The sequence below is a fragment of the Methylobacterium mesophilicum SR1.6/6 genome (genome assembly GCF_000364445.2).
In the GTDB taxonomy this organism is placed as follows: domain Bacteria; phylum Pseudomonadota; class Alphaproteobacteria; order Rhizobiales; family Beijerinckiaceae; genus Methylobacterium; species Methylobacterium mesophilicum_A.
Map to the genome: position 1 here is coordinate 988,577 of NZ_CP043538.1, position 13,994 is coordinate 1,002,570.

9 protein-coding genes are annotated in these 13,994 nt (G+C 64.8%); 2 read left to right on the forward strand and 7 right to left on the reverse strand.

All coding sequences use genetic code 11. The features are described from left to right. Positions 1-45: 45 nt before the first annotated feature. The gene (locus MMSR116_RS04555; protein ID WP_083920264.1) at positions 46-645 is read right to left on the reverse strand and encodes an HNH endonuclease; all 600 of its coding nucleotides are present in this window, start codon (positions 643-645) and stop codon (positions 46-48) included. Further along, entirely contained in the window at positions 645-1,088 is a 444-nt protein-coding gene (locus MMSR116_RS04560; protein ID WP_010685065.1) for a hypothetical protein, read from the reverse strand. The genes MMSR116_RS04555 and MMSR116_RS04560 overlap by 1 nt, the downstream gene beginning before the upstream one ends. A 1,212-nt stretch (positions 1,089-2,300) precedes the next feature. Between MMSR116_RS04560 and MMSR116_RS31720 the strand changes: the two genes are divergently transcribed. Both MMSR116_RS31720 and MMSR116_RS04565 read left to right on the forward strand, forming a co-directional pair. Next, positions 2,301-2,747: a hypothetical protein gene (locus MMSR116_RS31720; protein ID WP_244625600.1), complete on the forward strand. Its 447-nt coding sequence runs from the start codon at positions 2,301-2,303 to the stop codon at positions 2,745-2,747. Between the two features lie 78 nt (positions 2,748-2,825). Next, positions 2,826-8,198 carry a DUF3320 domain-containing protein gene (locus MMSR116_RS04565; protein ID WP_010685068.1) on the forward strand — a complete coding sequence of 1,791 codons (5,373 nt, stop codon included), beginning with the start codon at positions 2,826-2,828 and terminating at the stop codon, positions 8,196-8,198. A gap of 277 nt (positions 8,199-8,475) precedes the next feature. Here MMSR116_RS04565 and MMSR116_RS04570 read toward each other — a convergent pair whose 3' ends face one another. From MMSR116_RS04570 to MMSR116_RS04590, 5 genes are all read right to left on the reverse strand, one after another. Further along, positions 8,476-9,018: a DUF5681 domain-containing protein gene (locus MMSR116_RS04570; RefSeq protein WP_010685069.1), complete on the reverse strand. Its 543-nt coding sequence runs from the start codon at positions 9,016-9,018 to the stop codon at positions 8,476-8,478. Further along, positions 9,018-10,403: a site-specific DNA-methyltransferase gene (locus MMSR116_RS04575; protein ID WP_010685070.1), complete on the reverse strand. Its 1,386-nt coding sequence runs from the start codon at positions 10,401-10,403 to the stop codon at positions 9,018-9,020. Before MMSR116_RS04575 ends, MMSR116_RS04570 begins: the two co-directional genes overlap by 1 nt. Before the next feature lie 738 nt (positions 10,404-11,141). Continuing rightward, complete coding sequence (locus MMSR116_RS04580) at positions 11,142-12,080, reverse strand: arginase family protein (protein ID WP_010685072.1); 939 nt, start codon at positions 12,078-12,080, stop codon at positions 11,142-11,144. Further along, positions 12,077-13,336 carry a M20/M25/M40 family metallo-hydrolase gene (locus tag MMSR116_RS04585; protein WP_010685073.1) on the reverse strand — a complete coding sequence of 420 codons (1,260 nt, stop codon included), beginning with the start codon at positions 13,334-13,336 and terminating at the stop codon, positions 12,077-12,079. The genes MMSR116_RS04580 and MMSR116_RS04585 overlap by 4 nt, the downstream gene beginning before the upstream one ends. After that, positions 13,323-13,988 (reverse strand): amino acid ABC transporter permease, encoded by a 666-nt coding sequence (locus MMSR116_RS04590; protein ID WP_010685074.1) that lies wholly within the window; start codon positions 13,986-13,988, stop codon positions 13,323-13,325. Before MMSR116_RS04590 ends, MMSR116_RS04585 begins: the two co-directional genes overlap by 14 nt. Between the last annotated feature and the right edge of the window lie 6 nt (positions 13,989-13,994).

Sequence of the window (13,994 nt, forward strand, 5' to 3'; positions counted from 1 at the left end):
TGGGCCGGACAAGCCCGTCCCAATCCGACGAAGTTCCGTCACCCGTCAGCGGCAGCGGCCTCTCGGACGGGCGCAAGAGCCCGGAAGCTTTAGCGGAGCACCTTCCACAATTGAGGTTAGGGCAGTTTCGGCCGTATGTAGCTTCGTCAGGTCCGCCGCAAACCGCTCGTACTCGCTCAGGAATGTGCGCGGCTGTACCTTGTGCAAGTCCGGAATGTCATGACTGACAGCGTACGTTGCTTTGGGCGTCGATAACTTACCTCCTCGATCCAGCCGCTCGCCAGTGTCGCGGCAGATAACGCCACCGCCGATCAGCCGTTTGAACGGGCTGGCCTTGCCGCCCGGGATCGGGCGGCGGTGGGGATCCGCGATACCAACGTGCCGGTCGCGCACTCGCCGCACCCGCGCGATCACGCCAACGTCGCCCACAGTCTTGGCTGCGTGACAGGGCCGGCACAGCACCTGACAATTCTCCAGCGATGCGTCCTCCGTCAGCGCGGCCGGGACGATGTGGTCGTAATGGAACCGACCGACCTGGAGTGCGCACGGACAGCGGTTGCCGTCCGTAAGCACACCCTCGCAGCGCCCGTCAGCTCGGGCAAGGGCGGCGCGCAGCACCGCCTTGCTGAATTCCCGCCGTGCCATCACATCAATTCGGTAGCAGAGGCATCGGTGGGACCGCCGAGATCAGCCGTGACTGCGACGCGCTCGAGCGCAGTCTCGGTTAACCGATAAGTGTGCAGTTCATGCGCGCCGAGCCTGGCACAGGCCGCGAGCCAGCCGAGAAAGCCGGCATCGTTCGCCTCACAGGCGCGAGCAGCGACGATCAAGGCCTGCCCTTGCGCATTCCGAGCGACGGCGAGGACGACCGCAGCTTGCTCATAGGTGAGGTCAGGTACGTCAAGTGGCTGGACAACCACGACATAGCGTCGGCTTGAGCGTCCGCGCCAAACGCTCATGGCGAGAGCAGGTGCTCCGCGCAAACTCGTGTTTGTGCATAGGCGCTCCTCCCGCACCAGAGAGCGGATGGCGCGGTCAGCCTTTAATTCGCGTAGGGCAGCCGCCCAGGAGATGTTGCGGATCGACATGGCCGCCCTCATGCCGCGAACGATGGGAAGAGCGGGAAGCGCAAATCTGCCGGTCCAAGAGCAACTGGTTCCCCAACACGTATCCGAAAAGGAGAGGGCAGGCGGCAAATTTGGATTGAGGTTTCAATGTGCATGGCAGCGTGCCTCGAGGTCGCGACGGGTCAGCCCCGCCACTGCCCTGACCCCGCACTCGGCCTTATAAGCCTGCGGGGCAATTTGGCTGCCATATCTGGGAAAGTGTGCCTGCAGCGCGCCTCAGCCAGAGTGTAATGCTAAGATCCTTTCTGGTGACCTTCCCTTCATCGATAGTTGTGCCATGCGCTCGATCAAGTTTCTTTCATCGAATTCCAGAGACGAAACTCCCGCCCTCGTTTCGGCACGCGATGCTGCTGCGGCGCAGGTTACGATCATCACTACGCTCGCGCCTCCTTCGATCAGGCGCAGGTCGATCACTCGAGGATCGAAGATGCGGCTCTGCGTAGCCATGATTAAGGCATCTCAACTAGATTCGCAGAAGAAAAATGCTTCGCGGCATGACCATTCATGATCCAATTTTCGCAGCAGTCCAGTCGAATGTTGCCGAATTTCTCCCATCACCTCGGATTGGATCGGCCAGCCCGGGGACTGGTTGCCAGACCGCGGAATCGAACGCGTTTTGCGGCTGATCAGGCTCGGAACAGCGTCAACAATTGACTCGTTTGCCAAACCTTTCAGATGCGCTTGCAGTTTGCCAGTACAGCCCGGCGAGCAGGCGTCGCGCCTAACCTGCATTGCGAACACATATTCCACCAGAGAGCCTTCGCTATCGCGCTGACGGGCGCGATGCGACCGAGATTTTGTCGTTCTCGCATGTGCGCCGCGGCGCAAAAGTGCTTGCTGGCGTGCCCCCGGTCGAACGATCGGTCTACCAACGCCGACGACGCCTTCTTTATGCGGCCCCTCGACTGAAGCTCGTAGTGCGAGTGGCCCTTTGAGAAAGGTGCGAAAATCCCGCCGAGCGTGTCCTTTGCAACCTTGAATAGGAGGCCGGCGCGAGCGACACAGCTCACGCACGTAACTTGAGGTCGGAACGAAGCTCGTCCGCGAAGAGCAGGGTGAATGCTTCACCAGCCGTCGTGTCGTGCTGCAGATGCCGTACTGATTAGGTCCGCCATGGAATCGACTGTGCGAGACGAAATCGCGATTAAGTGCTCGGCAACGGAGCACGTCAGCGTGGCCTACCATGAAAATGCGATTCCGGTCGTCCGGGAGATCGTGATCACGAATGCGTCTGAGCAAGATCTCTTCGATGTTCGACTGCGCATCGAGAGCCGTCCAGCGGTCGTGCAGCCGCTGACGCTGCGCGTCGATCGGATCCCGGTTGGGTCCGACCACCACATCGAGACGCCGGACCTCCGCCTCGATGGCGCGCTGCTAGCAGGGTTCACTGAAGCCAGCCGCTTGGAACTGACGGCGATCCTGGAGGATGCGACCGGCGAGCGAGCGCGGCTCATGGAAGAGCTGCGCCTGTTACCGCCCTCGCACTGGGGCGGAGGTCGAAGCGCGCCCGAGCTTCTCGCTGCATTCATCCGACCCAACGACCCGGCGGTCGACGTTGTCCTGCGCGATGCAGCAACCAAGCTGGGGGACGCCGGACGGGAGACAGGTCTGAACGGTTAGGCCACCGGCAAGAAGTCGCGCGCCTGGGAACTGGCCGAGGCGATCTGGGCGGCGCTCGCGGACAGGCGCATCGCCTACGTGCTGCCGCCGGCGAGCTTCGAGCAGGCCGGACAGAAGGTGCGCGGCCCGAGCGACGTGCTGGAGCGCAAGGTCGGGACCTGCCTCGATCTCTCGCTGCTCTACGCGGCCTGCTTGGAGCAAGCCGGGCTCAATCCGGTGCTCGTGTTGACCGCCGGTCACGCCTTCGTCGGCGTCTGGCTCCAGGATGAAGATTTTTCGAGCGCGGCCGTCGACGACATGCAGCTCCTGCGCAAGCGGCGCGATCTGCAGGATTTGATCCTCGTCGAGACGACGCTGCTGACCCACAATCCGCCAGCGGCATTCAAGGTCGCCACAACGCAAGGTGGCGTCCAGGTCGAGGACGAAGCGCCCGCGGCGCTTGAGGTCGCCATCGACGTTCGGCGCTGCCGCCAGCGCGGCATCCGCCCGATGGATCTCGGCGGCGTAAAAGCCGGTCTGGTCAATCCTGCGCCGATCCAACTCATCAGCCAGCCGCTCGGCGCGACGCCGGTATTCGACGATGAGCATCGAGCTCCCGTCGACGAAGCTCCGGAAACCCCAGTCGGACGCATGGAACGCTGGAAGCGCAAGCTTCTTGACCTGACGCTGCGGAACAAGCTCCTGAACTTCAAGCCCGGGAAAGGCTCCGTCGTCCTCGAATCCATCTCGCCTGGAGCCTTGGAGGATGGCCTCGCTGCGGGGCACGAGTTTCGGTTGAAGCCCGTCTCCGATGTGTTGAATGGGTCCGACGAGCGCAGTGCCGACCTCTACGCGCGCCGACACCATGACGATGGTCGCCGCAGCTACCTCGAGGCGGCGCTTGCCCGGAAGGAGATCTACACGACCTCGACCGAGGCCGATCTCGATCGTCGCCTGCTCGATCTCTATCGGCTCGCTCGCAACGGTTTCGAGGAGGGCGGGGCCAACATCCTCTTCCTCGCGATCGGCTTTCTGTCGTGGATGAAAAAGGACGGCGAGGACGCGTACCGCGCGCCGCTACTGTTGGTACCGGTCTCGCTCAAGCGCTCCAGCGTCCGAGCTGGCTTCAAGCTCGCGCTCCACGACGACGAGGTGCGGATCAACCCGACCCTGCTGGAGATGCTGCGCGAGGACTTCAAACTCCGCATGCCGGAGCTCGAAGGCGATCTGCCGCGAGATGGGTCCGGGTACGACGTCGACGGCATCTTCCGGATCGTCCGCCAGCACGTGAAGGAGCTGCGCGGCTGGGAGGTGGTGCCGGACGTCGTGCTCTCGGCCTTCTCCTTCACCAAATACCTGATGTGGAAGGACTTGGTCGACCGCGCCGAGCTCCTGAAGCGCAATCCGGTTGTGCGCCACCTCATCGAGACGCCAAAGCATTCCTACGGCGACAGCATACCATTTCCGGAACCGGCGCGTCTCGACCAGGAGCACCCGCCCGAGACCGTGTTTGCGCCGCTCTCGGCCGACTCCTCTCAGCTCTCTGCGGTCCTGGCCGCCGCCAGCGGCAAGGACTTCGTGCTGTTCGGGCCGCCTGGCACCGGCAAGAGCCAGACGATCGGCAACATGATCGCCCAGTGCCTCGCCCATGGGCGTACCGTGCTGTTCGTCTCACAGAAGACGGCCGCCCTGGAGGTCGTGCAGCGCCGCCTGCAGGAGATCGGCCTCGGCGACTATTGCCTGGAGGTGCATTCGACCAAGTCCCAAAAATCGGCCGTGCTTGGTCAGCTGCGCCGCGCCTGGCACGAGCGGACGACGCCCACGCAGGGTGCTTGGAATGCGGCTACGAGTGAGCTCGAGAGCCTACGCGAAGAACTCAACGGGCTCGTAAACGCGCTGCACCGGCGGCGCGAGAACGGGTTCTCGGCCTACGAGGCCTTCGGTCGTGTGATCGCGGCCGGCAGCAGTGATGCTCCAATCGTGCTCGCGTGGCCGGATCACCTCGCGCATAACGAGACGACGCTCGCGACCTTGCGTGTGAGCTGCCGGGAGCTTCGGCCTGTCCTGGCCGCCGTCGGTTCGCTCGTGGATCACCCGCTGCAAGGTGTCGCGGCCATCCGATGGTCACCCGTCTGGCGCGACGACATGGGTGCGGCGAGTCGAACCGTTGAACAGGCGCTCGGCGCGCTTCGTGTCAGCGGACAGGCTTTCGCCGAGGCGATTGGTCTGCCTTCCCTGGTCTCGACCTATGCCGGCACGCGCGCGCTCATGGTGCTCGGCAACTACCTCGTCCGCCCCGAGGCACGCTGCGGGGCTGCGTTCCTCGCCGACGGCGCTGGCGATCTGCGACGAGCCGTCGTCGCGCGCGATCGCTTTCAGGTAACGAAGGCTCAGCTTCTCGGTCGGCTCTCCGGCCGATACGGCCCAGGCATTCTCGATCAGAACCTGCCAGGGCTCCTCGCCGAATGGGTCGCCGCGCAAGCGTCGAATTTCCTCGTTCGCGGCGGCAAGCTCAAGCGCGTGGTGGTCCAGGTGCAGCCCTATGCCGAGAGCGATCTGCCCGCCGATCTCGGACCGGACCTCACCGGTCTGATCGAAGTCGCCAAGCATGTGAAAGCCGGGTGCCTGGAGGAGCTCGTTCTCGCTCGGCTCGGGCTGCCCTGGAGTAACCCGGAACTGCCAGTTGCCGAGTTTCAACCAGCGATCGCCTGGGCCGAGAAGCTCGAGCAGCTTCTCGACATCCTCGGTCCCCTGTCGCCCGGGATCGATGGTCTGCGCGACCACCTTGTGCAACTAATCGAGCGCCAGACCCGGGCTCTCGCCGAAGGCGGTCGCATTGCCCAGGCCCATGCGGTGTTTGCGCAGGATCATTCCCGGGCGACCGAGGCCATGAAAGCGCTCAGCCAGATTGCAGGGCGTGCTGATCCCGAGGAGCCGTTGCCGACAGACGCCGATTGGATCGAGGCGAGCATCGTCCTTGCCCGGCGCTGGGCATCCGGTCTCGGGCGAGCCCAAGGGTGGTGTGCGTGGCAGGCCGCCGCCCAAAACGCGCGCAAGACTGGCCTCACCTCGCTGATCGAGGCGCTCGAAGAGGGACGCGTCGCACCCGATCAGGCCGAGATGGCGTTTGAGACCGCCTACGCGCGCTGGTGGATTGATCGCGTGGTCAGCCACGATCCGGTTCTGCGGCGCTTCCTGCCGGAATTGCACGAAGACGCTATCCAGCGCTTCCGCGCCGCCGATGCGCGCGTCACCGAGCTTTCGAAGCAGGTCGTCCGCTCGCGCCTGGGCCGCGGAATTCCTGGGCCGACGGCGTTCGGGGCCGATCCGGAATGGGGCACGCTCTCGCACGAGTTGACGAAGAAGACGCAGCATATGCCGCTGCGGAAGCTCTTTGGCCGAATGCCGACAGCGCTGACCCAGCTCACCCCCTGCGTGATGATGAGCCCGCTCTCGATCGCGCAGTACCTGCCGCCCGACAAGGAGCCGTTCGACGTCGTCATCTTCGACGAGGCGTCGCAGATCTCCCCGTGGGACGCGGTCGGTGCGATCGCGCGTGGCAAGCAGGTCGTGATCGTCGGAGACCCTGAGCAGTTGCCGCCGACCAACGTCGGCGACCGCGGCGTCGACGATATCGAGGATGGGACCGATGTCACCGACCAGGAGTCCATTCTGGACGAGTGCTTGGCGGCCAACCTCCCGCGGCGGAACCTCGATTGGCACTACCGCAGTCGGCACGAGAGCCTGATCGCCTTCTCGAATGCCCGCTACTATAGCGGCCGGCTCGTCACGTTCCCGTCGCCTGAGACCGAGGACCGAGCCGTTCGGCTCACCCTCGTGCCGGATGGTGTCTATGAACGCGGATCGGGCCGCGTGAACCGGCCTGAGGCCCGCGCCGTCGTCGCCGAGATCGTACGTCGCCTGCGCGATCCGGGTTTCGCGCAAGAGCGCCGCTCGCTCGGCATCGTCACCTTCAACGGCGAGCAGCAGCGCCTGATCGAGAACCTGCTCGACGAGCAGCGGCGGTCGTACCCTGAGCTAGAACCGTACTTCGACAAGGATCGCTGGCACGAGCCGGTCTTTGTGAAGAACCTCGAGAACGTGCAGGGCGACGAGCGTGACGTCATCATCTTCTCGGTCGCAGTCGGGCCTGACCAGACCGGGCGTCCGGTCAGCACGGTGTCCTCGCTCAACAAGGACGGTGGCCACCGCCGCTTGAACGTCGCGATCACCCGTGCCCGGCGCGAACTCGTCGTGTTCGCGTCCCTCCGGCCCGAACAAATCGACCTCGGCCGCACGCATGCGCGCGGCGTGCGCGATTTCAAGCACTTCCTCGAGTTCGCCGACCGCGGGGCCCGAGCGATGGCTGAGGCGTTCGCGCCGACTGGCAGCGACGTCGAATCACCCTTCGAGGCCGCGGTGATGGCGGCGCTTCAGGCGAGGGGCTGGACCGTACACACGCAGATCGGCGTCTCAGGTTTCCGCGTCGATCTCGGCATCGTCCATCCAGACGCCCCTGGGCGCTATCTCGCCGGTGTGGAGTGTGATGGCGCGACCTACCACAGCTCGGCCACCGCCCGAGATCGCGACCGCCTGCGCGAGCACGTGCTGACCGACCTCGGTTGGCGCATCCGCCGGGTGTGGAGTACCGCGTGGTGGATGGATGCTGAAGGGGCGCTGGCCAAGCTCGATCAGCGCTTGCGCGAGGATCTCGAAGCTGACCGTGTGGGGACTGCGGCTGCAGCGGTTCCACCCGACGAAGGCGCCGAGCCCGTTATTGTCGGGCCGGACGGTCCAGAACTTCAAGCCGAACCCTTATCGGTCTCGTCTGTCGAGGAAGTTCCGCTCGAACCGGCGAACGATTCGATACAGTCAGGCGACTTCGCACCGCCGCGCCTCTATGCGGACCAGATCATGCCGGCCGCGATCTCAGTTGCGCGTCTCGAGCCGAATCCGAAAGTACGAGACTATAGGATCGCCGATCTGACGGACCTGGATCTGCCGATCGAATCGGGGCGGTTCTACGACGCCTCCTATCGGCCGACCCTTCACGCAGTCATCATGCATATTCTGGCCAGCGAAGCGCCGCTCTACGAAGATGTGATTGTTCGGCGCGTCGCTCGCGCCCACGGAATTTTGCGTGTCGGGTCCCAAATCCGAGAACTTATCGCCGCTCAGATCGGCCCTTCGGTCGCCCGAAGCGATGACGACGGCCGCCCTGTCCTTTGGCCGCCTGGCGTGGAGCCACAAACGAGCTACCCACACCGGCCGGCCGATCCGAGCGTGCGCAGCCATGGCGACACGCCGATGGCGGAACTCGTGGGGCTCGCGAGAACCCTGCAATCCAACGCCTCAGAGGCTGAGCGCGCTAGGTTGATAGGGCAGAGGCTCGGGCTGTCCCGCATCGAGGCTCCCGTGCGGGCACGGTTCGAACGCGCCAGCGAGATAGCGCGTCAGGCTACCCATTCGTGACACAACGATGAGTGTCCGAATACTCTCGGCCCTGATGCTGATGTGAGGCTGTGAGGCCGCATCGTCTCAGGCGACAGGGCGTTCCACGCCTAAAGCGGCAGGCTTGATAGCGCGTTTGCATATCGGACGATCTAACTGCGTCGTCTACATATGCCGAAGATTGCGCCAAGACCCAGCGACTCACGAGGCGGCAAGCGCTTCACTCCCTCCGCCAGCTCTAAAGCCCGCGGAGAGAGTTCTCAACGTGATCTCGCCTTCAGCTCGATCTTGTTCGAGTTTAGGTCGTGATCCGAACCTGGTCTACGCGACGATGTGGACGTGCCTCTTCGGCGAAGTCGGGATGGTGGAAATAGACATCGCCCGTATGTAAATCGAGCGAGACGTCATCGGGGTGTGGAACGTCGGGCCCGATCGGAAGCCCTTTCTCAATCAACCGGGCGCGCTGATTACTCGCTTCGGCTTTGAACGCGAATAGGGCTTGGAGAAGCTCTTCATGCCGAGCTTCGTGTTTGTTCTCTACGCGAAGCACATAATCTAACACTGCTCGTTGGGCTGCTTGGTTACCCTTGGCCGCCAACTGAATCTGGCTGCGCAGGATCGCTTGAAGAGCAGGAATTTTTATGACTTTGTCGCCCTCGCGGACGGTCACGAGCCTGAAGGCCTCTTCCATGATGAGCTCATCCGTATGTACGTAGTGGTCGTCCTTCTTCCTACGACCACCCGGATTGCCGCTCTGCCCCTTCTGGAAGCGCGTTGCGATTGGCGGCCGGGCGTATCCAACCGCGTAGTTTTTCCGTGCCCTTGTGCTCTGTCCGCTCATCAGGCGGCCTCCTCTAGCTCAATTTCCGTAGGCGTGGACTGAATTGATGGCGCGCTGCGTCTTTCCTCGGCTACCGCCTCGAAGGTTCGACCATCGGATAGGATAGCTGCCTTACCCGTGACGGATTGGTAGCGAGCGACGATCGCATCGCAATAGCGGGGATCGAGTTCGAGCAGCCGTGCTCGTCGCCCGGTTTTCTCAGCCGCGATCAGCGTCGTGCCGGATCCGCCAAAAGCGTCCAGGACGATCCCGCCCCGCTTCGAGCAGTCGCGGATCGCATCTGCCACCAGGGCGACAGGCTTGACGGTTGGATGAATGTGTAATTCATCCGCGCGATCGGCCTTGAACGTGTTCACGCCGGCATAATCCCACACGTTCGTACGGTAACGCCCTGTATCTCCAAGTCCAAAAGTATTGATATGTGGCGCCATTCCAACTTTGTAGACGAAGACCATCTCGTGTTTCGAACGGTAGAAATTTCCCATACCGGCGTTGGTCTTATTCCATACGCACACATTCTTCAGCTCGGAGAACACGGCCTCGCCGGCCTGCATCAGCTCGCCCATGTGACGCCAATCCATGCAGACGTAGGCGATCGCGCCGTCGCGGCTGTGAGCGGCCGCATGGCCGAGGGTAGATCTCAGGAACTCGATGAAAGCTTCTCTCGTCATCTCACCGGCTGCCATCACGAACTCTTCGTGATGCGTACGGCCAAGCCCGCTGACATGCCCATTGATCCGAACGTTATACGGCGGATCCGTGAACAGGAGATCGGCGGTCTCTCCCGCCATGAGGCTTACGAAGGACTCGGCCTCGCGTGCGTCCGCGCAGATCAGACGATGGCGCCCCATCGTCCAAACATCGCCCACGCGCGTGATTGAAGAAGCCATCTCCCCAGGTTTTCGGATCGTATCTTCGGGTCCTGTCTCCGGACCAGGGGCACTCTCCAAGACGCTGTCGATAATGATATCGACCTCGGCGAGTCCAAACCCCGTGATCTCGACGTCGAAGCCTAAGTCGACGAGACCTTGCAGTTCCTTTGCCAGGATTTGACGGTCCCACCCAGCGTTGAGGGCGAGCTTGTTGTCGGCGAGCACGTAAGCCCGCCGTTCGGCCGGCCCGAGATGGGTGAGGCGCAAGACGGGAACGGTGCTGTGGCCGAGGAGCTTGGCGGCCTCAACGCGGCCGTGGCCCGCGATAATCTCGTCATCGTCAGAGATCAGGACGGGATTGATGAAACCGAACCGCTCGATGCTTCGCGCGATTTGGCGGATCTGAGATTTAGAGTGCGTTCGAGCGTTGCCAGAGTAGAATTTGAGCCGGTCTACGGCCATAAATTCCAGGCTTTTTTGCACATTTGTCGGGTTCGAAAGTAAATCTTTCATGCAAACCTCTTTGGGATTGCAAGACAGAAAGCGACGACGCTGCGTCGCGCGGGGCAAAACAGAACGATCGATCTTCGATCAGGTCTGCGGCGATCAGATAATCCGCCAGCTCGATATCTCTGGGTCGCCTTTGTGAGGAGCTCGGAGGAACGTGAGCTCTTCATTCCATCTGTCATGCCTGCGGCCGACTGGTGAGGCGACCGCCTGCTTCATAGGACGATGTCAAAGAGTGATGCTGGCGATGGAATCGCGCCTTGCGCATACTTGCGAGGGTAATGCCCTCTACGGGCCGATCCCTGCGCCGAACATAACAAGAACGTGCCGAGGCTTGTCAATCGAAGCCGAAGCTTGGCAGCGATGGGGGAGGCTGCGCGACGATGACCGTTGCTTCATAGCCACAGCTGCTGCGGTCAACGATGACATCGCGGGCCGTGTTCGAACGCAGGGGGACCTGCATCATCGATCTGGTTGCCGGGAGGGTTGGACCTCCCGACCGGTCATCCCCGAAGGACCCAGTCTCGGCTTGGACGCAAGCGGCGAAACGGCGAGCTGCATGCGGCACAGGCCGAGCAGGATCTCATCCGCTCTTGTCGGTGCCGAACGGCAAGATCGAGCCGGACAGGAGAAGCCCATCCCGTGAGGGGCCACGCCCACCTCGCCCAACTGCTGCCGTCGCGGCGCTCCTCAGGTTGATGACGGTCGAGGAGACATCTTGCGGCTCGTTCTGACCGGCGACGCTCAGATCGCGTCCGGGATCAGTTCGTGCTGTCGTGCCAGCAGGAGCATCGCCTCCATGATCATGTGCGCGCACAGATGCGCGGCCATGTCGTTCACGTCCTGCGGGGGACTGACCGTGTTGAAGTCCATCGCCACGATATTCAGGCCGCTCAGGCTGCGGATCAGCTCGATCCCCTCTCGTGCCGTGAGGCCGCCCCAGGTGGGCGTGCAGACGCCGGGGGCGACCGACGGATCGAAGACGTCCATGTCCCAACAGAGATAGACCGGTCGTTCGCCGACGGTGCTGCGGAACTCGGCCATGGTCTGCGCGAAGCCACGCCGCAGCAGCGTCTCCGCGGTGACGACGCGGAAACCGAGATGGGCCGCGTGATCGAGGACGCCGCTGCAATAGGTGAACCCGCGCACGCCCACGTGCCAGGATCGCGACGCGTCGACCCAGCCTTCCTCGGCGGCGTTCGTGAACTGTGTCGCCGCATTGTAGCGATCGTCCGGCTCGTATGGGTAGGCGTCCGTGTGGCTGTCGATATGGAGCGCGACGAGGCCCGGGTACCGGCGCCCTGCCGCCCGCATGAGCGCCAGCGACACCGAGCCATCCCCCCCGATCCCGACCGGCACGGCCCCCGCATCGAGGATCGCGCCGGCTGCCGCCTCGATCCGGGGCAGCGCGTCGTCGATCCGCCCCGGCGTGAGCGCCACGTTCCCGCAATCGACCGCACCGAGCAGGCTCAGGACGTCGACATCCGCCAGCGACGGATGGAACCGGCGGATGAGGCCGGATTGCCGGCGCACGGCGGCCGGGCCCTGCCGCGCCCCGACCCGGAAGGCATGGGTCCCGCAATCGAACGGCACGCCGAGGATCGCCGCCCGGCATCCGGGACCGGGGCGCCCAACGGGAAGCCCCATGAAGGACTCCGGCGGCGTGAACAGCGGGTCGGTCAAGGCTGCGTGTCCCTCAGGAAGTCGAAGGCGGTGAGCGCGTGGACGCGCGCCACCTGGCCGAGTTCAGCGATCGCGGCATACTCGTCCGGACCGCCCATGCCGTGGGGGGTCGGCCCGTAGACGACGGTCGGGATGCCGCGCATCCGGAACCAGCGGGCGTCCGAGCCGCCGACCCGCATGTTGACCGCGACCGGGGCGCCCAGGACCTCCTCGGCGGCGGCGGCGCAGAGGCGCACGAGGGGGTGGTCCGGGTCGGTGTGGTTCGGCGCGAAGTCGCGTAGCACGCGCACCGTCAGACTCGGATCGTCGAGGGCGCCGTGGATCGCCGCCTCGACCGCCTCCGTCGCCACGCCGACGGGCAGGCGGATATCGAGCGCGGCGCGGGCCCGGGCCGGGACGAGATTGGGCGAGGTGCCGCCCTCGATCCGGCCGAGATTGACGGTGATGCGGCCGAGCGTCTCCGCCTCGCCGGCCCCGGCCAGGGGCTCGGAGATGGGGCGCGACCGGGCAATCGCCTCGGTCACAGCCGCGGGCGCGGCGACGGGCACCGCCGCCAGCGCCGCGCCGAGCCGGTCCAGCGCCCCGCGCAGCCGGTCGATCGCGTTGTCGCCGAGGTGGACATGGGCGCCGTGGGCGGGTCGCCCCGCCGCCTCGACCTCGATCCAGAGGAAGCCCTTCTCGCCGAACCGCAGGACGCGCGGCGATCCGGCATCGCCGATGATCACCGCGTCGCCCGCGGCGTGGGGCACGGTGTCGAGCAGCCACCGGGTTCCAAGGGGGCCCATGCTCTCCTCGTCCCCGGCCAGCGTGAGGACGACCTCGCCGGGCCATGCGTCCGCGACGCCGGCGAGCCCGGCGAGGGCGACGATGGAGGCGGCGATCCCGCCCTTCATGTCGGCGGCCCCGCGTCCGTACAGGCGCCCGTCGGCGGTCGCACCGGCCGGATCGACGCTCCAGGCGTCAGTCTCGCCGACGGGGTAGGTGTCGAGATGGCCGTTGAGGACGACGCGCCGCCCCGGCCCCGTGCCTCGGACGCGGGCGACGACGTTCACGATTGCCTCCGCGCTCGCGTGCAGCGTGACCTCGGCCGAGGGCACCGCCTCGCGGATGCAGGCCGCGGCGACTTCGGCGACCGCGCGGGTATCGCCGGGCGGGTTCGGGGAAGCCGCCGCGATGAGCCGCCGCGCGATGGCGGCAACCTCGGGGCCGCGGTCGACGGCGAGGGCGCGTCGGGCGTCGGTGTCATCGCGCGGCAAGGCGGTGCTCCCAGATGCGGATCGATTGCGTCAGCGGCCAGCAGATCGCGAAGTAGATCACCGCGATGAAGGTGAAGATCTCCAGCGGCCGGAAGGTCGACGACGAGAGTTCCATCCCCCGCCGCGTGATCTCGCCGACGGAGATCACCGCCGCGAGGGAGGAGTACTTGATCAGCTGCACGAAATTGGCCGCGAGGGGCGGCAGGATGAAACGGACCGCCTGCGGCAGGACGATCCGCACGAAACTCTGACCCGGGGTGAGGCCCAGGACCTGCGCCGCCTCCCGCTGCCCGACCGGAACGGCCTGGATGCCGGCCCGAAAAACTTCGGCGATGAAGGCCGAGGAATAAATCGACAGCCCCAGGATCGCGGCGGCGAAGGCGTCCAGGCGGATCCCGAGGAGGATCGGCAAAACGTAGTAGGCCCACAGGAGCTGGACGAGGATCGGCGTGTTCCGGATGACCTCGCCGTAGACGAGTGCGAGCGCGCGGAGGGGCCAGAAGCGCGAGGCCGACATGACCGCGACGAGGAGGCCGCCCGCCGTCGCGAAGACGAGCGTCAGCCCCGAGATGATCAGGGTCGTCTGAGCGCCCGACAGCAGGAAGGGGAGGTTCGCCGGGATCACGTCCCAGCGGAACTGATAGCTGCCCATCGTGGG

Excerpts from the sequence above, each read along its gene's own strand:
- MMSR116_RS04555 (WP_083920264.1), bottom strand. The coding sequence starts at position 645 with ATGGCACGGCGGGAATTCAGCAAGGCGGTGCTGCGCGCCGCCCTTGCC.
- MMSR116_RS04560 (WP_010685065.1), bottom strand. The coding sequence starts at position 1,088 with ATGTCGATCCGCAACATCTCCTGGGCGGCTGCCCTACGCGAATTAAAG.
- MMSR116_RS04570 (WP_010685069.1), bottom strand. The coding sequence starts at position 9,018 with ATGAGCGGACAGAGCACAAGGGCACGGAAAAACTACGCGGTTGGATAC.
- MMSR116_RS04575 (WP_010685070.1), bottom strand. The coding sequence starts at position 10,403 with ATGAAAGATTTACTTTCGAACCCGACAAATGTGCAAAAAAGCCTGGAA.
- MMSR116_RS04590 (WP_010685074.1), bottom strand. The coding sequence starts at position 13,988 with ATGGGCAGCTATCAGTTCCGCTGGGACGTGATCCCGGCGAACCTCCCC.